Genomic DNA, 22,055 nt, shown 5'->3' on the forward strand with positions numbered 1-22,055 from the left:
CTGCTTTCGAAGTGGAAAGTGGCAGCGGGCCCGAGAGATTACAGATTCCGCAGCGCGGCGACTACTGCGTCACCCATTTCCTGCGTACCGACTTTAGTGCAACCGGTCGACCAGATGTCGCCCGTCCGCAGGCCCTGATCCAGCACCAGGCTCACGGCTTTCTCGATGGCATCCGCTGCATCCGACTGGTTGAAGCTGTAACGCAACATCATCGACACCGACAAAATGGTCGCCAACGGGTTGGCAATGCCTTTGCCCGCGATGTCCGGCGCCGAACCGTGGCAAGGCTCGTACATGCCCTTGTTGTGGGTATCCAGCGATGCCGACGGCAGCATGCCGATGGAACCGGTGAGCATCGACGCCTGGTCGGACAGGATATCGCCGAACATGTTGTCGGTGACGATCACGTCGAACTGCTTCGGTGCGCGCACCAGTTGCATGGCGGCGTTGTCGACGTACATGTGGCTCAGTTCGACTTCCGGGTAATCCTTGGCCACTTCTTCGACGATTTCACGCCACAGTTGGCTGGAAGCCAACACGTTGGCCTTGTCCACCGAGCACAGCTTCTTGCCGCGCACCATGGCCATGTCGAAACCGACACGGGCGATGCGGCGGATTTCGCTTTCGCTGTACGGCAGCGTGTCGTAGGACTGACGCTCGCCATTTTCCAGGGTGCGGGTGCCACGCGGCGCGCCGAAGTAGATGCCGCCGGTCAGCTCGCGAACGATCAGGATGTCCAGGCCGGAAACGATTTCGGCTTTCAGGCTGGAAGCTTCGGCCAGTTGTGGGTACAGGATCGCCGGACGCAGGTTGCCGAACAGGCCCAGTTGCGCACGAATCTTCAGCAGACCACGCTCAGGACGGATGTCACGCTCGATGGTGTCCCATTTCGGGCCGCCCACGGCGCCCAGCAAAACAGCATCGGCGGCGCGAGCACGCTCCAGGGTTTCGTCGGCAAGAGGCACACCGTGCTTGTCGATGGCTGCGCCGCCGATCACGTCGTGGCTCAGTTCGAAGCCCAGGCTGTACTTGTCGTTCGCCAGTTCCAGCACCTTGACCGCTTCGGCCATGATTTCCGGGCCAATACCGTCACCTGGGAGAATCAGAATCTGCTTGCTCATGCTTTCCTCATGTCATCAGTCGGTGTGCCCTTGGGCACGCCCGGAAAAATTCTATCGCTCGGTGCTTATGTTTCCGAGCTTATCGTTCTGCCATCAGCACCAGTACATCGGTACTGAACGAACCATCGGCCTCAATCTCAAAATATTCGCGTACTTCGTTGCCCATCGACTGCTGCAATTCGAGGATCGCTGCGCGCATTACTTGTGGCGTGCGCATACGCTCGACCCAGCTGGTGTACTCCAGACGCAGGCGTTGACGCGTGGTGCTGCGAGTGTGCAACCCCGCCTCGCTGACCTGACGCAGCCACTCGCCGGCGGAATAATCGCGCACATGGCTGGTGTCGCGCAGCACTTCGACACTTTGCAGGTAAGTGTCGAACAACGGGCTGCCCGGTGACAACACGTCGATGAACGCCGCCACGCCGCCCGGCTTCAACACCCGCCGGACTTCACGCAGGGCCAGGCCGAGATCGCTCCAATGGTGCGCCGAATAACGGCTGAAGACGAAGTCGAATTCGCCATCGGCGAATGGCAACCGCTCGGCGGCACCCAGGACCGTGGACACGTTGCCCAGCCCACGATCAGCGGCAGCACCGGCGACCACGTCGAGCATTTGCTGCGACAGGTCGTAAGCCACTACCTCCTTGACCAGCGACGCCACGTGAAAACTCACGTGACCGGCGCCGCAACCGAGGTCCAGCACGCGGGCATCGCCCTGCCCGGCCAGCTCAGCCTGTAGCAGCGCAAACTCAGTGCCTTGAGCGTGGACGGCGCTGCTCAGGTAGGCCGAGGCCTGTTCGCCGAATTGCTTTTGGACTACCTGGCTGTGCTGGGCGGTGCTGGTCATGTGGACTTCCTTTTTCGGGTGAGTCTTGGGGTGTTTTTTCGAGCCTCATCGCGAGCAGGCTCACTCCTACAGGGGTTCGCATTTCAAATGTAGGAGTGAGCCTGCTCGCGATGGCGGCATTCGCCATACGCTAATCAAGCGTCGCGAAACAACCAAGGCTGGCTCGCACGGTGCTTGGCTTCAAACGATGCAATCGCCTCGTGATCCTGCAAAGTCAGGCCGATGTCATCGAGGCCGTTGACCAGGCAATGCTTGCGGAACTCGTCAAGCTCGAAGCTGTAGACCTTGCCGTCCGGCCGGGTCACGGTCTGGGCTTGCAGGTCGATCTTCAACTCGTAGCCAGGATTCGCCTCGACCTGCTGGAACAGTTCATCCACTTCAGCGTCGCTCAAGATGATCGGCAGCAAGCCGTTCTTGAAGCTGTTGTTGTAGAAGATGTCGGCATAGCTCGGCGCAATGATGCTGCGGAAACCGTACTCTTCCAGCGCCCATGGCGCGTGCTCGCGGCTGGAGCCGCAACCGAAGTTCTCGCGGGCCAACAATACGCTGGCGCCCTGGTAGCGCTCGGCGTTGAGGACGAAATCCTTGTTCAGCGGACGCTTGGAGTTGTCCTGGTAGGCATAACCCACGTCCAGGTAGCGCCATTCGTCAAACAGGTTCGGGCCAAAACCGGTGCGCTTGATCGACTTCAAGAACTGCTTCGGAATGATCTGGTCGGTGTCGACGTTGGCACGATCCAATGGCGCGACCAAACCGGTGTGTTGGGTAAAAGCTCTCATGTGCGGTTCCTCAGATCAGTTCGCGAACGTCGATGAAACGACCGTTGACGGCAGCCGCCGCGGCCATGGCTGGGCTGACCAGGTGCGTACGGCCACCGGCGCCCTGACGCCCTTCGAAGTTGCGGTTGGAGGTCGATGCGCAATGCTCGCCCGACTCCAAACGGTCCGGGTTCATCGCCAGGCACATCGAGCAACCCGGTTCACGCCACTCGAAACCGGCTTCGAGGAAAATCTTGTCCAGGCCTTCGGCCTCGGCTTGCGCCTTCACCAGACCCGAGCCCGGCACCACGATGGCTTGCTTGATGGTCGAAGCCACTTTGCGGCCCTTGGCGATCACCGCCGCAGCGCGCAGGTCTTCGATCCGCGAGTTGGTGCAGGAGCCAATGAATACGCGGTCCAGCTGAATGTCGGTGATCGCCTGATTGGCGGTCAAACCCATGTACTTCAAGGCGCGCTCGATGGAACCGCGCTTGACCAGGTCCATTTCTTTCGCCGGGTCCGGCACGTTCTGATCGACCGCCAACACCATCTCGGGCGAAGTGCCCCAGCTGACTTGAGGTTTGATCTGAGTGGCGTCGAGCTCGACGACGGTGTCGAACACCGCATCAGCGTCGGAAACCAGGTCTTTCCAGGCTTCGACAGCGAGGTCCCATTCCGCGCCTTTCGGGGCAAACGGACGGCCTTTCACGTACGCCACGGTTTTTTCATCCGCCGCCACCAGACCTACGCGAGCGCCGGCCTCGATGGACATGTTGCAGATGGTCATGCGGCCTTCGATAGACAAGTCGCGAATGGCGCTGCCGGCGAACTCGATGGCGTGGCCATTACCGCCAGCGGTGCCGATCTTGCCGATAACTGCGAGCACGATGTCCTTGGCGGTCACGCCGAACGGCAGTTTGCCTTCGACCGACACCAGCATATTCTTCATTTTCTTGGCGACCAGGCACTGCGTGGCGAACACGTGCTCGACCTCGGAAGTACCGATGCCATGGGCCAGGGCGCCAAACGCGCCGTGAGTCGAGGTGTGCGAGTCGCCGCAGACCACGGTCATGCCCGGCAAGGTGGCACCCTGCTCCGGACCGATCACGTGAACGATGCCCTGACGCACGTCATTCATTTTGAATTCGGTAATGCCATATTCATCGCAGTAGTCGTCGAGGGTCTGAACCTGCAAACGCGAGACCTGGTCGGTAATCGCTTCGATGCCGCCCTTGCGATCCGGAGTGGTCGGTACGTTGTGATCCGGCGTGGCGATGATCGAGTCGACGCGCCAAGGCTTGCGCCCGGCCAGGCGCAGGCCTTCGAAAGCTTGGGGCGAAGTCACTTCATGGATGATGTGGCGGTCGATATAGATCAGCGACGACCCATCGTCGCGCCGTTTCACTTCATGGGAATCCCAAAGCTTGTCGTAAAGCGTTTTGCCGGCCATCAGACGGTCCTCATCAGCGTGTTTCTATGCCCTGGGCTTTGAACAATTCAATAACCCTTTGGCTTGTGAGGTCGATCCTAGGGGGTTACATTAAATAACTCAAATTCATATTTTTTATGCTTTGGATAACCAACTGGAATACGACGATGGATCTGGCCAACCTCAATGCCTTTATTGCCATTGCCGAGACAGGAAGCTTCTCCGGTGCCGGCGAACGGCTGCACCTGACGCAACCGGCGATCAGCAAACGGATCGCCGGGCTGGAGCAGCAATTGAAGGTGCGACTGTTTGATCGACTAGGCCGCGAAGTCGGCCTGACCGAAGCCGGACGCGCCCTGCTGCCACGGGCTTATCAGATTCTGAACGTGCTGGACGACACCCGCCGCGCCCTGACCAACCTGACTGGCGAAGTGACCGGCCGCCTGACGCTGGCCACCAGTCACCACATCGGCCTGCACCGTTTGCCGCCCTTGTTAAGGGAATTCACCCGACGCTACCCACAAGTGGCGCTGGATATTCAGTTCCTCGATTCGGAAGTGGCCTACGAAGAAATCCTCCATGGCCGCGCCGAACTGGCCGTCATCACCCTCGCGCCCGAGCCTCATGCCCTGGTCAAGGCCACGCCGGTGTGGGATGACCCGCTGGATTTCGTGGCCGCGCCGGAGCATTCACTGATCAGCAATGGCGCGGTCAGCCTGGCGGACATCGCCCTGCATCCGGCGGTGTTTCCCGGTGGTAACACCTTTACTCACCATATCGTGCGGCGCCTGTTCGAAGCCCAAGGCTTGACGCCGAACATCGCCATGAGCACGAATTACCTGGAAACCATCAAGATGATGGTGTCGATCGGCCTGGCCTGGAGCGTGTTGCCGCGCACAATGCTTGACGATCAGGTTGCGCGAATACCTTTGCCCGGCATACAACTGACTCGCCAGCTAGGCTATATCTTGCACACCGAACGGACGCTGTCGAACGCAGCACGGGCTTTTATGGCCTTGCTGGATGCACAACTCGATCTGCCAGGGACTCAAGGCTAATTTGTGCTACTCCTATAGAGCCTCAAATACCTGCGCCTAACGCCCCATTCAGCCCAAGGCCTGCCAATGCCGAAATCTGTTGACCGTATTCCGCCGATGCCACGTATTCAGGCGCTTGACCCGAAACGATCCGAGCAGAGCTGGGAGAGTGCGCCGCAGCTGCTGGCCGCCCTCAACGGCGCACGTTTGGGCGCCTGGTATTGGGACATCGAACGCGGGCAGATCAGTTGGTCGCGGGGTACGCAGGCACTGTTCGGCTTCGACCCCCGGCAACCGTTGCCGGCGGATCTGGAATACCTCGACCTGTTGCCCCCGGAGGATCGAGCGAAAACCCTCCGTGCCTTCCACGCGGTGATCGCCGGCGCGCCGCTGGAACAGGCGATGCATCACCGCATCCGCTGGCCCGATGGCAGCCTGCACTGGCTGGAGATCAACGGCAGCCTGCTGCCGGATAAACACGGGCGACCACGCATGATCGGGGTGATCCGCGAGATCACCCACCAGCGCCAGCGCGAACAGGCGCTGAGCAGCTCGGAAAAACGCTTCGCGACGCTGTTTCACCTGTGCCCGAACATGGTGCTGCTGACTCGCCAGGAAGACGGGCTGATCACCGAAGCCAACCAGTATTTCGAAAGCCTGTTCGGCTGGCCGGTGCAAAACGCGATTGGCCGCACCACGCTGGAACTGGGCCTTTGGGTGCACCCGGAGCAACGGGAGAAACTGGTCAAGGCGACCAAGGCCAAAGGTGAGCTGGTCAGCATGGAGGTGCAGTTCCGCGCCAGTAATGGCCAGGTCCACGACGGTATTCTCAGCGCGCAAAAGGTCGAGCTCGAGGGCCAACCCTACCTGCTAAGCACCTTTCTCGACACCACCGAACGCAAGGCTGCCGAACTCGCCTTGAAAGACAGCCAGGAACGCCTCGATCTGGCGCTGGACTCGGCGCAACTCGGCACCTGGGACTGGCACATTCCCAGCGGCATGTTGTATGGCTCGGCCCGCGCCGCGCAGTTGCACGGACTGGACCCCATACCGTTCCATGAATCCTTCGACGAGTTTTTCGAAGGCGTGCCCGGCGAGGAGCGCGACAGCATGCGCGACGCCTATCGCAGCCTGCGCGAAGGTCCGGCCGGCAACTATCAGTTGACCTACCGCGTACAACTGGAGGACGGCACTTCGCGTTACCTGGAAAGCCGCGCCCGCCTCTACCGCGATGAAAACGGCGCACCGCTACGCATGGCGGGGACCTTGCTGGACATTACCGATCAGGTCGAACGCGAACAGAAGCTGGTCGCCTCCGAAGAGAAATTTGCCACCCTGTTCCAGGTCAGTCCGGACCCGATCTGCGTTACGCATCAGGACACCGGCCAGTTCATCGAGATCAACTCCAGTTTCACCCAGACCTTCGGCTGGAGTACCGCCGAGGTGATTGGTCGCAGCGCCGACGAAATCGGCCTGTGGGACGCCTCGGCGAAAAGCCTGCGCCGGATCGAACAAGTCATCCGCGAACAGGGCCTGAACAACGTCGCCATCATCGTCCAGCACAAGGACGGCCAGTCGCTGACCTGCGTGATTTCCAGCCGCCAGATCAGCGTCGGCGAACAGCCTTGCATCGTCACGACCTTGCGCGATATCACCCAGCAACAACGCTCGGAAGCGGCGCTCAAGGCCAGTGAAGAGAAGTTCGCCAAAGCTTTCCACTCCAGCCCCGACGCCATCACCATCACCGAACGCGACACCGGGCGCTATCTGGAGGTCAACGACGGTTTCTGCCGCCTGACCGGCTACCGCGCCGATGAAGTTGTCGGCCGCACGGTGTACCAGGTCGGCATCTGGGCCGAAGAGAAACAACGCTCGGCACTGCTCGCCGAGCTGCAGATCAAGGGCCGGGTGCATCACCAGGAAATGCTCGGCCGCAACAAGCGCGGCGATTTGCTGACCGTCGAAGTCTCGGTGGAACCGATCACCCTCAATGAAACCGCGTGCCTGCTGCTGACCGCGCGGGACGTCAGCCTGCTGAAAAACGCCGAAGCACAGATCCGCCACCTGGCCTACCACGACCCGCTGACCAACCTGCCCAACCGCGCGCTGTTGATGGATCGCCTGAGCCAGCAGATCGCCCTGCTCAAACGCCACAACCTGCGCGGCGCCCTGATGTTTCTGGACCTCGACCACTTCAAGCACATCAACGATTCGCTCGGCCACCCGGTGGGCGACACGGTGCTGAAGATCATCACTGCGCGCCTCGAAGCCAGCGTGCGCATGGAAGACACCGTGGCACGCCTGGGCGGTGACGAATTCGTGGTGCTGCTCAGCGGCCTGGAAGGTTCGCGCAATGAAGTCAGCGAGCAGGTCCGCGAGCTGGCGGACACCTTGCGCGAACTGTTGTCGGAACCGATGTTCCTCGACGGCCAGCGCCTGCAAGTGACACCGAGTATCGGTATCGCACTGATTCCCGATCATGGTTCGACCCCGACCGACCTGCTCAAACGCGCCGACATCGCGCTGTATCGGGCCAAGGATTCGGGACGCAACACCACCCAGATGTATCACAACACCATGCAGAAGGCCGCCAGTGAACGCCTGCGCATGGAAACCGACCTGCGCCTGGCCCTTTCCCGGGGCGAATTCGACGTGCATTACCAGCCTCAGGTGGACGCGCGCGACAATCGCATCGTCGGCGCCGAAGCGCTGGTGCGCTGGAACCATCCGGAATTGGGCGCGCAATCGCCGACTGAATTCATCAAGGTCCTGGAAGACAGCGGACTGATTCTGGAAGTCGGCACCTGGATCGTCGACGAAGCCTGCGATGCCTTTAAACAGCTGATCGCCAAGGGCCTGATCGACCCGCTCGACTTCAGCCTGTGCGTGAACATCAGCCCACGACAATTCCGCCAGAACGACTTCGTCGAGCGCATCGAGCTCAGCCTCGCCACCCACGGCCTGCCCTGCTCGCTGCTGAAACTGGAGATCACCGAAGGCATCGTCATCCAGAATCTGGAAGACACCATCAGCAAAATGCGCCGTCTGAAAAAACTCGGCATCAGTTTCGCCATGGACGACTTTGGCACCGGTTATTCCTCGCTGACTTACCTCAAGCGATTGCCGGTCGACACCCTGAAAATCGACCAGTCGTTCATTCGCGACGCGACTACCGACCCGAACGACGCCGAGATCATCCGCGCCATCGTCGCCATGGCCCGCAGCCTGGAGTTGAAAGTGATTGCCGAAGGGGTGGAGACGCCGGAGCAGTTGGAGTTTTTGCAGGGGCTGGGCTGCCATTTTTATCAGGGCTATCTGCACAGCCAGCCGCTGCCGGTGGAGGAATTCCAGAAACTTCTGAAATAACCCGCACTTCCTGTAGGAGCGAGCCGGCTCCGGGCGGCGTTCCGACGATGGTCGTCAACGATGACGCGTACTGCCTGGATAAACGCGTCGCCCAGAAGTCCATCGTCGGAACGCCGCCCGGAGCCGGCTCGCTCCTATAGATAGCGGGCACAAAAAAGGGCGCCATTGGCGCCCTTTTCAATTGCCCCGCCTTAGTGCTGCAGAGCGGGTTTTTGCGTCCCGTTGATTGGGATGCGTTTGGCTTTCGCCTCTTCCGGAATGACGCGCAGCAGGTCGATGCTCAACAGACCGTTGCTCAGGTCGGCGGCCTTGATTTCAATATGGTCCGCCAGGCGGAAGGACAGTTTAAAGGCCCGCTGTGCGATGCCCTGGTACAGATAAGTGACGTCTTCGTTCGCGTCACGTTTGCCGCCACTGATGGTCAGCACACCTTTCTCGACTTGCAGGTCCAGGTCTTCTTCCTGGAAACCGGCGGCCGCTACGACGATGCGATATTGGTCGTCACCGTGTTTTTCAACGTTGTAAGGTGGATAAGTGCTGCCTGGCTCGTTGCGCAGTGCGGTTTCGAAAAGGTCATTGAAACGATCGAAACCAACCGAGGAACGGAACAGTGGTGCCATGGAAAATGCAGTGCTCATGATTCAAATCTCCTGAAAAAATATCAGCAAGTTTTTTTGTCTCCGCGACCCGAATTCGGCATCGCGTAATCCTTAAATAAGGACCGCCGATTGCTTTTCAAGAGATTATTTTCTGTTTTTTTTGAAAGAGGTTTTAGGCCGCTTCCAGCACCTGTAACCCCAGCAAACGCGAAACCTGATCCAGTTCGGTTTCACGGCGAAGCAGGGTGAACAGCTCAACCGCTTCGGGATAATTGCGCGTCAGCATCGCCAGCCACTGCTTCAGGCGACCGGGCGATTGGCGTGGTGTCATCTGGGCTTTGGCTTGCAGCCAGAAGTCCTGAATCAACGGCAGCAGCTCGGCCCAGGTCATCTCGACCACCTCTTCACCGGCACGGGCGGCGGCGATCTGCCGGGCCAGGTCCGGACGCGACACCAGCCCGCGACCGAGCATGATGTCCTCCACGCCGCTGATTTCGCGGCAGCGGCGCCAGTCTTCGACGCTCCAGATATCACCGTTGGCGAATACCGGCACCTTGACCACTTCCTGCACGCGAGGGATCCACTCCCAATGCGCCGGTGGCTTGTAGCCGTCCATCTTGGTCCGCGCATGCACCACGATGTGCTCCGCGCCGCCTTCGGCCAGGGCCGTGGCGCAGACCAGCGAACCGTCAGGGCTGTCGAAGCCGAGACGCATTTTCGCGGTGACCGGAATGTGCGCCGGAACGGCGCGACGGACATGCTCGACGATCTGGTTCAGCAGCTCGGGCTCTTTGAGCAGTACCGCGCCGCCACGGGACTTATTCACGGTCTTGGCCGGGCAGCCGAAGTTCAGGTCGATGACTTCGGAACCCAGCTCACAGGCCAGCGCGGCGTTTTCCGCCAGGCACACCGGATCGGAACCCAACAGCTGCACGCGCAATGGCACGCCGGAAGCGGTGCGCGCATCCGTCAGCAGTTCAGGACCGAACTTGTGGAAATAGGCAGGGGTGAGCAGTTGGTCGTTGATCCGGATGAACTCGGTCACGCACCAATCGATACCGCCCACACGGGTCAGCACGTCCCGCAGGATGTTGTCGACCAACCCCTCCATGGGCGCCAAAGCAATTTGCATGAAAAACACACTCGACGAAAAACGTGCGGCAGTTTACTGGTTTCGGCGGTTAGAAGGTATTTCGTCAGACCGGACGCTTTCGCGGGCAAGCCTCGCTCCTACAGGTTTTGTATCGTTCGCATGATGGGCGAATGAAGCAAAACCCTGTAGGAGCGTGCGGTGCGGCGATCCGACTTGCCCGCGAAGAGGCCCGCAAAGACACTCAAATCGCGACTTGCAACGCCGGGCCGTAACCTTCGATGAACTCCGCCGGCATGCGCTTGGGTTTGCCCGTGGACAGCTCAATGCAGACAAACGTGGTTTGCGCGCGCAGTAACGTGGTGTTGTCGCTCGGGCGCTTGAGCTGGAAGTGTCGAGTCATTTTCAGGCGCTGGTCCCAATCGACGATCCAGGTCGCCAATTGCAACTCATCGCCCTCATAGGCCGCCGCCAGGTAATCGATCTCGTGCCGCACCACCGCCATCGCCCGATCCAGCCGCCGGTACTCGACCAGATCGAGGCCGAGCCGCTGCGAGTGGCGCCAGGCGCAGCGTTCGAGCCAGGTCACGTACACCGCGTTATTCGCGTGACCCAACCCGTCGATGTCCTCGGCGTCCACCGCAAGATCAATGATAAATGGCGTTGCCCGATCCCAGCCCATGCCCCACTCCCGATCAGATGATGTCGACCGGGGCAGTGTAACGGATGCTCAGGCCGATTGGCGCGATTGCAGGCTGCGACCGGTCAGCAGTGATAACACGCCATCAATCACCCGCGGGTCGGCAAGCACCCGTTGATGACCGCCCTCCTCCAGCCGCAGCAAGCGACTGTCGAACCAGGCCTCGTGGATCAGCTGGGATTCCTTGACCGGGACGAAGTTGTCGTCTTCGGCATGAACGATCAGGCCAGGCATGTCGAGCTGATAGCGCGAGACATCCAATGCAGCCGCGCGCATGCCGACGTCTTTTTCGACTTGGCGAATGAACGCCGAACGGGCTTTTGGCGGTAGCCGCACGTAGCGGGCGAAACCGCGCAGAACCCCTAGAATCCGCGCCGGAGCGCCGATGGTCACCAGGGTTTCGGTACGCAGGCCCAACTGAACGGCGAGCATGGCGCTGGCACCGCCCATCGAGTGACCGATGACCGCTTGCAGCGGCGGCAACTCGGCAGCGGCCTCAAGCATGGCCCGGGCGAACAGCACGACGTTGGCTTCGTTGCCCGGCGAGCGACCGTGAGCCGGACCGTCCAGGGCGACTACGGTGTACCCGGCCTCAACCAGCGCAGTGATCAGACTGGCAAACTGCGTTGGCCGACCTTCCCAACCGTGCATCAGCAATACCGCCGGGCCTTGCCCCCAGCGCAATGCCGAGAGGCCGAAACGGAGCGTGATGCGCTCGGATCTCGCCAATAACGGCAACTCCCAATCACGCGGCGGCAGATCCCGCGGCGTCATGAACGCCAGTCGCATTTTGCTCGCGACCAGTTTCGGTGCAAACCAGCCCAAGGTGCCATTAACGCCACGAACCCACTTTAACGTGCTCATCGCTCTCACTCCTCAGGCCATTACCTTCAGGTCATTGCACCGCCGACTTGGCGGCACGCAGCAATCGATCAGACAACTCTCCCGGCCCCAGCGCCCGCGCCAGAGCCAATCCACCGACCATCAAGGCCATGTCGGCCAGGGCTTTGTCGGTGTCTTCCGGGCTGGCCGCCAACTGCGCGACCATCATTTCCACGTGTTCATTCAACGCCACCCGAAATGCGTCCGGCAGGCGTCCCAGCTCGCCGACGGAGGCCGGGATCGGGCACGCGGATTCAGAGGAATCCCGGTGTTTGCGTGACAGGTAAAACGCCGCCACCAACGCGCGACGCTCTTCACCGGTCAACTCGGCGTCCATGTCGGCGATCAAGCTACGGCGGTGACCGAGCAGTTGCTTGAACGCTTCCAGCATCATCGCGTCCTTGCTTTCGAAGTGCGCATAGAAGCCGCCAACCGTCAGGCCGGCTGCGCCCATCACTTCGCCCACGCTCGGTTCGGCCGGGCCACGCTGAATCAGCGCTGCGCTGGCGGCCTTGAGAATGCGTTCGCGGGTTTGAGCTTTTTTATCGTTCATCGTTGCCTCCGAATATTACGACTAGAATATTATTCTCATAATAATTTTCCGCAAGTCGTAGATGTGACCGCTGGTCTGAAGAACAGTTTGAGAGAAATGGGGGATTTGGCCAAACGCCAGACAAACAAAAGGGCCATTCAATAATTGAATGACCCTTATAAAATCCCGCAGAGCGGGTAATCGTGGCGTCCCCTAGGGGACTCGAACCCCTGTTACCGCCGTGAAAGGGCGGTGTCCTAGGCCACTAGACGAAGGGGACGCAAAACCTTCTATACAACTGATCAGTGCTGAGAGCTGATCGATTCAAGGCCGGTGTGGCCAGACCTTGAACTGTAAAATTGGTGGAGCTAGACGGGATCGAACCGTCGACCTCTTGCATGCCATGCAAGCGCTCTCCCAGCTGAGCTATAGCCCCGGATTTTTCGCCTCGCGGCGGAGCGGCATCTTGCGACATCGCTTCTGTAAAACTGGCGTCCCCTAGGGGACTCGAACCCCTGTTACCGCCGTGAAAGGGCGGTGTCCTAGGCCACTAGACGAAGGGGACGCAAACCCTTCTATACAACAGATCAACGCTGAGTGTTGATCGCTTCAAGGCCGGTGTGGCCAGACCTTGAAGTGTAAATTGGTGGAGCTAGACGGGATCGAACCGTCGACCTCTTGCATGCCATGCAAGCGCTCTCCCAGCTGAGCTATAGCCCCTCATCGCTGAGGACGGGGCGAATCTTAATGGCGCTTCGGAAACGTGTCAAATTTATTTTTAACAATTTTCAAAGTTTTTTGCCGACATAACAATCACTTACCGCCCTCCCCCCGTAAATCCGGGGTATACGTGGATCTGTAGGAGCCAGGCTTGCCGGCGAACGGGACGCTGCGGTGTGTCTGTTACACCGCGTCATCGTTCTTCGCGAGCAAGCAACGCTCCTACAGGACCGTGGTGATCAGGCGATGTTGCCCAGGAGTTTTTCCCACTCCTTGTTTTCCTTCTTCGACACGCCACCGAGCAAGTCGATGGCCTGGCGCAGACGGAAACGCGTCAGGTCCGGGCCGAGGATTTCCATCGCATCCAGCACCGACACCGAACTCGCCTGACCAGTGATCGCAGCGAACATCAGCGGCATGGCGTCACGCAGCTTCAATTCCAGGGACTCGACCACCGCTTGAATGGTCGCGGTGATGCTGTCCTTCTCCCACTGACGCAGGCTTTCCAGCTTCCACAGAATCAACTGCATCAACTGACGAACCTGATCACCCGACAGCTTTTTCGATTCAAACAGCTTGGCATCCGGGTTCACGCCACCGGCAAAGAAGAACCCGGCCAGCGGTGCGACCTGGCTGAAGGTTTCAACGCGGCCCTGCACGTGCGGCGCGATCTTCATCATGTACTCGGGGTTCAGCGCCCAAGTCTGCAAGCGGCTGGCGAACTCTTCCACTGGCAGGTCCCGCAGCCACTGGCCGTTGAGCCACGACAGTTTCTCGATGTCGAAAATCGGCCCGCCGAGGGAGACGCGGCTCAGGTCGAAGTTGTCGACCATTTCCTGCAGCGAGAACTTCTCGCGCTCATCCGGCATCGACCAGCCCATGCGCCCCAGGTAGTTGAGCATCGCTTCCGGCATGAAGCCCATGCGCTCGTAGAACGTCACCGAGGTCGGGTTCTTGCGCTTGGACAGCTTGCTCTTGTCCGGGTTACGCAGCAGCGGCATGTAGCACAGCTCCGGTTGTTCCCAGCCGAAGTATTCGTACAGAAGAATCAGTTTCGGCGCCGAAGGCAGCCATTCTTCGCCACGCAGCACGTGGGTGATGCCCATCAGGTGGTCATCGACCACGTTGGCCAGGAAGTACGTGGGCAGGCCGTCGGTCTTCATCAGGACTTGCATGTCCATGCGATCCCACGGGATCTCGACGTCGCCACGCAGCATGTCCGGCACCACGCACACGCCTTCGCTCGGCACTTTCATGCGGATCACGTGCGGTTCGCCAGCGGCCAGGCGACGTGCAACTTCTTCCTTGGACAGCAGCAGCGCACGACCGTCGTAGCGCGGGGTTTCGCCGCGAGCCATTTGCTCGGCGCGCATCTGGTCCAGCTCTTCAGCGGTGCAGAAGCACGGGAAGGCATGGCCCATCTCGACCAATTGCTGGCAATACTTCTGATAGATGTCGCCGCGCTCGCTTTGACGGTAAGGACCGTGCGGGCCGCCGACGTCCGGGCCTTCGCTCCAGTCGATGCCCAACCAGCGCAGGGCGTCGAAAATCTGCTGTTCGGACTCGCGGGTCGAACGCAATTGATCGGTGTCTTCGATCCGCAGGATGAACTCACCGCCGTGCTGCTTGGCAAAGCAGTAGTTGAACAAAGCGATGTAAGCGGTACCTACGTGGGGGTCCCCGGTAGGCGATGGCGCGATGCGCGTGCGGACGGTGGTCATGGCAAGTCTCGAAATGAAGATAAAACAAAGGGCGAATGGTAACAGGCGTTGCCCGCCCGGCTCCAGTGAGCAGGGCATTTAAGCCAAGTTTGCGTCTACAACGGGCCTGGGCCGGGATGAATGGTGGATTATCAGCCGATGGCATTTACCCACTATCGACTGTATGCCAAATTCGCCTGCTGATAACTTTCCTTACAATTTCTCGACTACAGTTTGCCCCATGCCTGCCCAACTCAAGCGTCGCCTGTCTTTTTTCCTGCTGATCGTCCTGTTGATTGCCGGGGCCTTGTTTGCCCAGTGGTTCTTCAAGGGACGGTTTTATGAAAGCACCGATAACGCCTATGTCCAGGGCGAGATCACCCGTGTGTCGAGCCAGTTGGGCGCTCGCATCGATCAGGTGCTGGTGCAGGACAACCAGCACGTCGAAAAGGGCCAGTTGCTGATCAAGCTCGAAGGCGATGACTTCCACCTCGCTGTCGATCGCGCCAACGCCGCCCTCGCCACCCGCCAGGCCGAACGCCTGCAAGCCCAGAGCAAACTGACGCAGCAAGCCAGCCTGATCGCCTCCAGCGAAGCGCAAGTCGCATCCAGCCAGGCCAGCCTCGGCCGCTCGCAGATTGACTTGTCCCGCGCGCAAACCCTGCGCAAACCCGGCTACGTATCGGAAGAGCGCGTGACCACCCTTTCCGCCGATACCCACATCGCCCGCTCGCAGGTGACCAAGGCCCAGGCAGACGCACAAAGTCAGCGCCAGCAAGTCAACTCCCTCAGCGCCGAGATCAAGCGCCTCGACGCGATGATCGCCAACGCCAAGACCGATCTGGCCCAGGCTGAATTGAACCTGACCCGCAGCGAAATCCACGCGCCCATCAGCGGCATGATCGGCCAGCGCGCCGCCCGCGAAGGCCAATATGTGCAGGCCGGCGCTTATTTGCTGTCGATCGTCCCGGATCAGGACATCTGGATTCAGGCCAACTTCAAGGAAACCCAGATCGGCCACATGCAGCCCGGCCAGAAAGCCGAACTGACCTTCGACGCCTACGGCGACACGCCAATCGAAGCGCGGGTCGACAGTCTGTTTGCTGCCTCGGGCGCACAGTTCAGCCTGTTGCCGCCGGACAATGCCACGGGCAATTTCACCAAAGTCGTACAACGGATTCCGGTAAAACTGACCTTCGCCGCGGACAACCCTCTGCACGGCAAGATTCGTCCGGGCATGTCGGTCACCGCCAAAGTGAACATCAAAGACACCCCTGACGATGGCCGGTGATCAACTGATCCGCCCGGCCGGCGAACCGACCCGGCGGGACTGGATCGCCGTGATGAGCGTGATGCTCGGCGCCTTCATGGCGGTACTCGATATCCAGATCACCAACTCGTCGCTCAAGGACATTCAAGGCGCGCTGTCGGCGACGCTGGAAGAAGGCTCATGGATTTCCACGTCGTACCTGGTCGCGGAAATCATCATGATTCCGCTCACAGCGTGGCTGGTGCAGCTGCTGTCCGCACGCCGTCTGGCGGTGTGGGTTTCGCTTGGATTTCTTGCCTCGTCCCTGCTCTGCTCGATGGCGTGGAGCCTGGAAAGCATGATCATTTTCCGCGCGCTGCAAGGCTTCACCGGCGGCGCGCTGATCCCGCTGGCGTTCACCCTGACGCTGATCAAGCTTCCCGAACACCATCGCGCCAAAGGCATGGCCATGTTCGCCATGACCGCAACGTTCGCGCCCTCCATCGGCCCGACGCTCGGCGGCTGGCTGACGGAAAACTGGGGCTGGGAATACATCTTCTACATCAACATCCCGCCGGGCCTGATCATGATCGCCGGTCTGATGTATGGCCTGGAGAAAAAAGTAGCGCACTGGGAACTGCTGAAAAGCACCGACTACATGGGGATTCTTACGCTCGGTATCGGCCTCGGCTGCCTGCAGGTTTTTCTGGAGGAAGGCCATCGCAAGGACTGGCTGGAATCAAACCTGATCGTGACCCTGGGCAGTATCGCGCTGATCAGCCTGATCACCTTTGTGATTGTGCAGTTTTCCAAACCCAATCCGCTGATCAACCTCGGGATCCTGGGCAATCGCAACTTCGGCTTATCGAGTATTTCCAGCCTGGGAATGGGCGTCGGGTTGTACGGTTCGATCTTTCTGTTGCCGCTGTACCTGGCGCAGATCCAGAACTACAACGCCCTGCAGATCGGCGAAGTGATCATGTGGATGGGCGTGCCGCAGCTGTTCCTGATTCCGCTGGTGCCGAAGCTGATGAAGGTCATCTCGCCGAAATGGCTGTGCACCCTGGGCTTCGGCTTGTTCGGCCTGGCGAGTTTTTCCTCGGGGGTGCTGAACCCGGATTTCGCCGGGCCGCAGTTCAACCAGATCCAGATCATCCGCGCACTCGGCCAGCCTCTGATCATGGTGACCATCTCGCTGATCGCCACCGCGTATATCCTGCCGCAGGACGCGGGTTCGGCGTCGAGCCTGTTCAACATCCTGCGCAACCTCGGCGGCGCCATTGGCATCGCCCTCCTCGCCACGTTGCTGGATGCGCGAACCAAGACCTACTTTGATTATTTGCGTGAATCGATTGTGCCGAGCAACCCGCAGGTCGCCGAGCGCATGGCGTCGCTGACGGACCGGTTAGGCAGTGAAGCGGCGGCGCTGGGCAAGCTCAGTGAAATTGCCCATCAACAGGCGTCGATCATGGCTTACAACGATGCGTTTCACTTTGTCGGGATTGCGCTGGGGATCAGCATGATTGCGGTGTAGTTGACCAAGCAGTTGCCGGCGGGGTTGAAGGCTGGCGAAGCACATTAAATTGGTGTTGCCCCAATCGCGAGCAGGCTCGCTCCCACAGGGTTTGTGGACGAGCACAAATTATGTGAACACCCTCAAATAACTGTGGGAGCGAGACCGGCTTGCCGGCGATGAGGCCAGTAAGGGCACTGCAAAACTCAGACAGTAATCAACCGCTCCCGCAGCTTGGCAATCTCGTCGCGCATCTGCGCCGCCGCTTCGAATTCCAGGTCGCGGGCCAGTTGGTACATCTTCTCCTCCAGCGCCTTGATCCGCTTGGCGACTTCTCCCGGCGAACGCAATTCCGCTTCGTACTTGGCGTTTTCCTCGGCAGCCTTGGCCATGCCTTTGCGCTTCTTGCTGCGCGAACCCGGCACGGTGGCGCCTTCCATGATGTCGGCGACGTCCTTGAACACACCCTTCGGCGTAATGCCGTTGGCCAGGTTGAAGGCGATCTGCTTGTCGCGACGACGCTCGGTTTCACCGATCGCCCGCTCCATGGAACCGGTGATGCGATCCGCATACAGAATCGCCCGACCGTTGAGGTTACGCGCCGCACGACCGATGGTCTGGATCAGCGAGCGCTCGGAACGCAGGAAGCCTTCCTTGTCCGCATCGAGAATCGCCACCAAGGACACTTCCGGCATGTCCAGGCCTTCACGCAACAGGTTGATCCCTACCAGCACATCGAAGGTGCCGAGGCGCAAATCGCGGATGATTTCCACGCGCTCCACGGTGTCGATGTCCGAGTGCAGATAACGTACGCGCACGCCATGGTCGGCCAGGTAATCGGTCAAGTCTTCGGCCATGCGCTTGGTCAGCGTCGTGACCAATACCCGCTCATCCAGTGCAACGCGTTTGCTGATTTCCGAAAGCAGATCGTCGACCTGGGTCAACGCCGGACGGATTTCGATTTGCGGGTCCACCAGCCCGGTCGGACGCACCACCATATCAATGACACGCCCGGCGTGTTCCGCCTCGTAGTTGCCCGGCGTGGCCGAGACAAAAATCGTTTGCGGGCTGATGCCTTCGAACTCGTCAAAGCGCATTGGCCGGTTGTCCAGCGCCGAAGGCAGTCGGAAACCGTACTCCACCAGCGTTTCCTTACGTGAGCGGTCGCCCTTATACATGGCGCCGACTTGCGGCACGCTGACGTGGGATTCGTCGATCACCAGCAAGGCGTCGGCCGGCAAGTAATCGAACAAGGTCGGCGGCGCTTGTCCTGGATCGCGACCCGAGAGGTAGCGGGAATAGTTTTCGATGCCGTTGCAATAACCCAGCTCGAGGATCATCTCCAGGTCGAAACGGGTACGTTGTTCGAGGCGCTGCGCTTCCACCAGTTTGTTGTTGGAGCGCAGGTATTCCAGGCGCTCCTGCAACTCGACCTTGATCCCCTCGATGGCGTCGAGCAGGGTTTCTCGCGGCGTCACGTAGTGGCTTTTCGGGTAGAAGGTGAAACGCGGCAGTTTGCGAATCACCTCGCCCGTCAGCGGATCGAAGGCCGACAGGCTCTCGACTTCGTCGTCGAACAGCTCGATGCGGATCGCTTCGAAATCGGATTCTGCCGGGTGGATATCGATCACATCACCGCGCACGCGGAAGGTCGCACGGGCGAAATCCATGTCGTTGCGGGTGTATTGCAGATCGGCGAGACGACGCAGCAAGGCGCGCTGATCGAGCTTGTCGCCACGATCCACGTGCAACACCATTTTCAAATAGGTTTCCGGGCTGCCCAGACCGTAGATGCATGACACCGTGGTGACGATGATCGCGTCCTTGCGCTCCAGCAGCGCTTTGGTCGCCGAGAGTCGCATTTGCTCGATGTGGTCGTTGATCGAGGCGTCTTTCTCGATGAAGGTGTCCGAGGACGGCACATACGCTTCAGGCTGGTAGTAGTCGTAGTAGGAAACGAAATACTCGACAGCGTTGTTCGGGAAAAACGCCTTGAATTCGCCGTACAACTGCGCGGCCAGGGTCTTGTTCGGCGCCAGCACCAGCGTCGGGCGCTGAACCTGGGCGATAACGTTGGCGATGCTGAACGTCTTGCCCGAACCGGTCACACCGAGCAACGTCTGGTGCGCCAGCCCGGCCTCGATGCCCTCGACCATCAGGCGAATGGCTTCCGGCTGGTCGCCGGCGGGCTCGAAGCGGGTGACTAGCTGGAATTCAGACATGAAATACCTCTGGGTTCACCCGTACGCGGTCAAACCGGACAGGAACGAGAAAGACCGCAAACGACCGACGTCGCCCGAGGAAAAAACTGGATTGTGCTCAATGTGGAGTCGATTGCCCTCTCTTTCAAGGCAAACGTCCTACATCCCTTGAAGCCTCTGACGCGATCAATCGACTAACGGTCGAAAAATAATCGGAAAAACTTACAGTAAAAGCCGAATCGACTGTCGCCATCAATCGCGGATGACCTCTATACTAGCTCCCCGTTTGTGCACCGCTCTAGTGCATTCGGCTGGAGCGCGACACGTCCCTCCACACTCCATTCAGAGCCGCCGCAAAAATGAGCCTGTTCTCCGCTGTCGAAATGGCACCACGCGATCCAATCCTGGGCCTCAACGAAGCATTCAACGCCGATACCCGTACCAACAAGGTCAACCTGGGGGTCGGTGTTTACTGCAACGAGGAGGGGCGAATTCCACTCCTGCGCGCCGTTGTCGAAGCCGAGACGATTCGCGTCGCTCAACACGCTTCCCGTGGCTACTTGCCGATCGACGGCATCGCTGCCTACGACCAGGCCGTGCAAAAACTGCTGTTTGGCAATGACTCGCCGCTGATCGCTGCTGGTCGCGTCATCACCACTCAGGCCGTTGGCGGTACTGGCGCGCTGAAAATCGGTGCCGACTTCCTCAAGCAACTGCTGCCGAACGCCGTCGTGGCGATCAGCGACCCGAGCTGGGAAAACCACCGCGCGCTGTTCGAAACCGCTGGTTTCCCGGTGCAGAACTATCGTTACTACGACGCCGCGACCCACGACGTTAACCGTACCGGCCTGCTGGAAGACCTGAACGCCCTGCCGTCCGGCTCGATCGTTGTCCTGCACGCCTGCTGCCACAACCCGACCGGTGTTGACCTGAGCCCGGCGGACTGGAAAAACGTTCTGGAGGTGGTGAAAGCCAAAGGTCACGTGCCCTTCCTCGACATGGCCTACCAGGGCTTTGGCGATGGCATCGACGAAGACGCCGCAGCCGTGCGTCTGTTCGCTGAGTCGGGCCTGACTTTCTTCGTCTCCAGCTCGTTCTCCAAATCGTTCTCGCTGTACGGTGAGCGCGTTGGCGCCCTGTCAATCGTCAGCGAATCGAAAGAAGAAAGCGCGCGCGTGCTGTCGCAGGTCAAGCGCGTGATCCGCACCAACTACTCCAACCCGCCGACCCACGGTGCGAGCATCGTTGCCGCTGTATTGAACAGCCCGGAACTGCGCGCCCAGTGGGAAGAAGAACTGGCCGAAATGCGCCTGCGGATTCGCGGCATGCGCACCCAGATGGTTGACCTGCTGGCGAAACAGGCTCCTCAGCGCGATTTCAGCTTTGTCGGTCGTCAGCGCGGCATGTTCTCCTACTCCGGCCTGACGGTTGAGCAAGTGACCCGTCTGCGCAGCGAGTTCGGCATCTACGCCCTGGACACCGGCCGCATCTGCGTGGCGGCGTTGAACCAGAGCAACATCGACGTGGTGACCAAGGCTATCGTTGCGGTGATCTGAGTCGCACGGTGATACGAAAACGGGAAGCCCTTGGGCTTCCCGTTTTTTATTGGCCGCAGATAATTCTCAACCCGCCAACCAAGCCCTCTAGACTGCACACATCTACCCTGTAGGAGCCGGCTTGCTGGCGATAGCGGTGGGTCAGTCAGCTTATTTATTGGCTGGACGGACGCCATCGCCAGCAAGCCGGCTCCTACAAGGTTTGTGTACACCACTGAATTCGATGTGAGCCAATATGAAAAACGATGACCTGCGCGCTGAGCGCGATGACCTGGATGAGCTGAATGACTTCATCCCCCGCACCCCGGCCAAACGCAGCAACAATCTGGTGCTGCAAGTGGCTGCGGGGGTCTTTCTTGGCGGCCTGGCGCTGTGGCTGGTTCAACTGGGCGCGACACTGCTGTACGCCAAACTGATGCTCGCCACCATTACGTTCGGCGGTTAAGCCAGTTCGGTCGCGCGCTGGCTGGCTGCATCGTCATAAGCGACGTACAGCGACTCGGCGACCTGGCTTTTGATGGCCTTGGTGCTTTCCAGGCCCAGGACAAAACCTTCGGCCTTGCCGCCAGCGCGATTCAATTCGTCAGCGGTGCTGGCCTGAGTAATTGCGTCAAACAATTTTTCGGCGTGCGGACCGACCCCTTTGGGCAGGCTGATCTGAGCGATGCTCATGCGAACACCTCGTTGTGGCGAAGTGTGAGGGTTGGGTGATTCATGGCGCGTACCTTTTCGGCGAATGGCCGGCAGCGCGTGTC

General features: G+C 60.0%; 18 protein-coding genes and 4 tRNA genes. 6 read left to right on the plus strand and 16 right to left on the minus strand.

Annotated elements, in window-relative coordinates; translation table 11 throughout:
- Positions 1-38: 38 nt before the first annotated feature.
- The 4 genes from leuB to leuC all read right to left on the minus strand — a co-directional run bounded on the left by leuB (position 39) and on the right by leuC (position 4,176).
- Entirely contained in the window at positions 39-1,121 is a 1,083-nt protein-coding gene (leuB, locus tag IB254_RS06945; RefSeq protein WP_192226354.1) for a 3-isopropylmalate dehydrogenase, read from the minus strand.
- A gap of 79 nt (positions 1,122-1,200) precedes the next feature.
- Positions 1,201-1,968, minus strand: coding sequence for a class I SAM-dependent methyltransferase (locus IB254_RS06950; RefSeq protein WP_192226352.1), 768 nt, complete (start codon positions 1,966-1,968; stop codon positions 1,201-1,203).
- A 134-nt stretch (positions 1,969-2,102) separates the two neighbouring features.
- A complete protein-coding gene (gene leuD / locus IB254_RS06955) occupies positions 2,103-2,747 on the minus strand; it encodes a 3-isopropylmalate dehydratase small subunit (protein WP_008028298.1) in 645 nt (214 codons plus the stop codon).
- 10 nt (positions 2,748-2,757) lie between these two features.
- Positions 2,758-4,176, minus strand: a complete 1,419-nt coding sequence (gene leuC / locus IB254_RS06960; RefSeq protein ID WP_008028300.1) for a 3-isopropylmalate dehydratase large subunit — start codon at positions 4,174-4,176, stop codon at positions 2,758-2,760.
- 146 nt (positions 4,177-4,322) lie between these two features.
- Here leuC and IB254_RS06965 point away from each other — a divergent pair, with 146 nt between their 5' ends.
- Together IB254_RS06965 and IB254_RS06970 are read left to right on the plus strand one after the other, a co-directional pair.
- Positions 4,323-5,213, plus strand: coding sequence for a LysR family transcriptional regulator (locus tag IB254_RS06965; protein ID WP_008028303.1), 891 nt, complete (start codon positions 4,323-4,325; stop codon positions 5,211-5,213).
- Between the two features lie 66 nt (positions 5,214-5,279).
- Positions 5,280-8,558, plus strand: a complete 3,279-nt coding sequence (locus tag IB254_RS06970; RefSeq protein WP_192416858.1) for a PAS domain S-box protein — start codon at positions 5,280-5,282, stop codon at positions 8,556-8,558.
- A 191-nt stretch (positions 8,559-8,749) separates the two neighbouring features.
- Here IB254_RS06970 and IB254_RS06975 read toward each other — a convergent pair whose 3' ends face one another.
- The 10 genes from IB254_RS06975 to gltX all read right to left on the minus strand — a co-directional run bounded on the left by IB254_RS06975 (position 8,750) and on the right by gltX (position 14,802).
- Complete coding sequence (locus IB254_RS06975; RefSeq protein WP_192416859.1) at positions 8,750-9,196, minus strand: Hsp20 family protein; 447 nt, start codon at positions 9,194-9,196, stop codon at positions 8,750-8,752.
- A 133-nt stretch (positions 9,197-9,329) separates the two neighbouring features.
- Entirely contained in the window at positions 9,330-10,289 is a 960-nt protein-coding gene (locus IB254_RS06980) for a tRNA dihydrouridine synthase (RefSeq protein ID WP_192416860.1), read from the minus strand.
- 202 nt (positions 10,290-10,491) lie between these two features.
- Complete coding sequence (locus tag IB254_RS06985) at positions 10,492-10,929, minus strand: acyl-CoA thioesterase (RefSeq protein WP_008037643.1); 438 nt, start codon at positions 10,927-10,929, stop codon at positions 10,492-10,494.
- Between the two features lie 48 nt (positions 10,930-10,977).
- The gene (locus tag IB254_RS06990; RefSeq protein WP_192416861.1) at positions 10,978-11,811 is read right to left on the minus strand and encodes an alpha/beta fold hydrolase; all 834 of its coding nucleotides are present in this window, start codon (positions 11,809-11,811) and stop codon (positions 10,978-10,980) included.
- Positions 11,812-11,842: 31 nt separating this feature from the next.
- On the minus strand, positions 11,843-12,382 hold the full coding sequence (locus tag IB254_RS06995) for a TetR/AcrR family transcriptional regulator (RefSeq protein ID WP_008037648.1): 540 nt from the start codon (positions 12,380-12,382) through the stop codon (positions 11,843-11,845).
- Between the two features lie 183 nt (positions 12,383-12,565).
- A tRNA-Glu gene (locus IB254_RS07000) sits at positions 12,566-12,641 on the minus strand.
- Between the two features lie 80 nt (positions 12,642-12,721).
- Positions 12,722-12,797 (minus strand) — tRNA-Ala (locus tag IB254_RS07005).
- Between the two features lie 53 nt (positions 12,798-12,850).
- Positions 12,851-12,926: transfer RNA gene (locus IB254_RS07010), tRNA-Glu, on the minus strand.
- A gap of 79 nt (positions 12,927-13,005) precedes the next feature.
- Positions 13,006-13,081, minus strand: a tRNA-Ala gene (locus tag IB254_RS07015).
- A 239-nt stretch (positions 13,082-13,320) separates the two neighbouring features.
- Positions 13,321-14,802, minus strand: coding sequence for a glutamate--tRNA ligase (gltX, locus tag IB254_RS07020; RefSeq protein WP_008037650.1), 1,482 nt, complete (start codon positions 14,800-14,802; stop codon positions 13,321-13,323).
- Between the two features lie 220 nt (positions 14,803-15,022).
- Here gltX and IB254_RS07025 point away from each other — a divergent pair, with 220 nt between their 5' ends.
- Both IB254_RS07025 and IB254_RS07030 read left to right on the plus strand, forming a co-directional pair.
- Positions 15,023-16,072 carry an HlyD family secretion protein gene (locus IB254_RS07025; protein ID WP_192416862.1) on the plus strand — a complete coding sequence of 350 codons (1,050 nt, stop codon included), beginning with the start codon at positions 15,023-15,025 and terminating at the stop codon, positions 16,070-16,072.
- 49 nt (positions 16,073-16,121) lie between these two features.
- On the plus strand, positions 16,122-17,564 hold the full coding sequence (locus IB254_RS07030) for an MDR family MFS transporter (protein WP_192417004.1): 1,443 nt from the start codon (positions 16,122-16,124) through the stop codon (positions 17,562-17,564).
- A gap of 185 nt (positions 17,565-17,749) precedes the next feature.
- Here IB254_RS07030 and uvrB read toward each other — a convergent pair whose 3' ends face one another.
- Complete coding sequence (gene uvrB, locus IB254_RS07035; RefSeq protein WP_192416863.1) at positions 17,750-19,765, minus strand: excinuclease ABC subunit UvrB; 2,016 nt, start codon at positions 19,763-19,765, stop codon at positions 17,750-17,752.
- A gap of 338 nt (positions 19,766-20,103) precedes the next feature.
- On the opposite strand from uvrB, the gene IB254_RS07040 reads away from it, so the two are divergent.
- Positions 20,104-21,300 carry an amino acid aminotransferase gene (locus IB254_RS07040; protein WP_008028323.1) on the plus strand — a complete coding sequence of 399 codons (1,197 nt, stop codon included), beginning with the start codon at positions 20,104-20,106 and terminating at the stop codon, positions 21,298-21,300.
- Between the two features lie 235 nt (positions 21,301-21,535).
- On the plus strand, positions 21,536-21,745 hold the full coding sequence (locus tag IB254_RS07045; RefSeq protein ID WP_192416864.1) for a hypothetical protein: 210 nt from the start codon (positions 21,536-21,538) through the stop codon (positions 21,743-21,745).
- On the opposite strand, the gene IB254_RS07050 is transcribed toward IB254_RS07045, so the two are convergent.
- On the minus strand, positions 21,742-21,972 hold the full coding sequence (locus IB254_RS07050) for a hypothetical protein (protein ID WP_008007186.1): 231 nt from the start codon (positions 21,970-21,972) through the stop codon (positions 21,742-21,744). The two genes, IB254_RS07045 and IB254_RS07050, sit on opposite strands and share 4 nt — an antisense overlap.
- Between the last annotated feature and the right edge of the window lie 83 nt (positions 21,973-22,055).

The organism is Pseudomonas sp. PDM03 (assembly GCF_014852385.1).
Taxonomy (GTDB): Bacteria; Pseudomonadota; Gammaproteobacteria; order Pseudomonadales; family Pseudomonadaceae; genus Aquipseudomonas; species Aquipseudomonas migulae.

Coding starts and splice junctions, on each gene's coding strand:
- leuB (WP_192226354.1), bottom strand. CDS start 1,121: ATGAGCAAGCAGATTCTGATTCTCCCAGGTGACGGTATTGGCCCGGAA.
- IB254_RS06950 (WP_192226352.1), bottom strand. CDS start 1,968: ATGACCAGCACCGCCCAGCACAGCCAGGTAGTCCAAAAGCAATTCGGC.
- leuD (WP_008028298.1), bottom strand. CDS start 2,747: ATGAGAGCTTTTACCCAACACACCGGTTTGGTCGCGCCATTGGATCGT.
- leuC (WP_008028300.1), bottom strand. CDS start 4,176: ATGGCCGGCAAAACGCTTTACGACAAGCTTTGGGATTCCCATGAAGTG.
- IB254_RS06965 (WP_008028303.1), top strand. CDS start 4,323: ATGGATCTGGCCAACCTCAATGCCTTTATTGCCATTGCCGAGACAGGA.
- IB254_RS06970 (WP_192416858.1), top strand. CDS start 5,280: ATGCCGAAATCTGTTGACCGTATTCCGCCGATGCCACGTATTCAGGCG.
- IB254_RS06975 (WP_192416859.1), bottom strand. CDS start 9,196: ATGAGCACTGCATTTTCCATGGCACCACTGTTCCGTTCCTCGGTTGGT.
- IB254_RS06980 (WP_192416860.1), bottom strand. CDS start 10,289: ATGCAAATTGCTTTGGCGCCCATGGAGGGGTTGGTCGACAACATCCTG.
- IB254_RS06985 (WP_008037643.1), bottom strand. CDS start 10,929: ATGGGCTGGGATCGGGCAACGCCATTTATCATTGATCTTGCGGTGGAC.
- IB254_RS06990 (WP_192416861.1), bottom strand. CDS start 11,811: ATGAGCACGTTAAAGTGGGTTCGTGGCGTTAATGGCACCTTGGGCTGG.
- IB254_RS06995 (WP_008037648.1), bottom strand. CDS start 12,382: ATGAACGATAAAAAAGCTCAAACCCGCGAACGCATTCTCAAGGCCGCC.
- gltX (WP_008037650.1), bottom strand. CDS start 14,802: ATGACCACCGTCCGCACGCGCATCGCGCCATCGCCTACCGGGGACCCC.
- IB254_RS07025 (WP_192416862.1), top strand. CDS start 15,023: ATGCCTGCCCAACTCAAGCGTCGCCTGTCTTTTTTCCTGCTGATCGTC.
- uvrB (WP_192416863.1), bottom strand. CDS start 19,765: ATGTCTGAATTCCAGCTAGTCACCCGCTTCGAGCCCGCCGGCGACCAG.
- IB254_RS07040 (WP_008028323.1), top strand. CDS start 20,104: ATGAGCCTGTTCTCCGCTGTCGAAATGGCACCACGCGATCCAATCCTG.
- IB254_RS07045 (WP_192416864.1), top strand. CDS start 21,536: ATGAAAAACGATGACCTGCGCGCTGAGCGCGATGACCTGGATGAGCTG.
- IB254_RS07050 (WP_008007186.1), bottom strand. CDS start 21,972: ATGAGCATCGCTCAGATCAGCCTGCCCAAAGGGGTCGGTCCGCACGCC.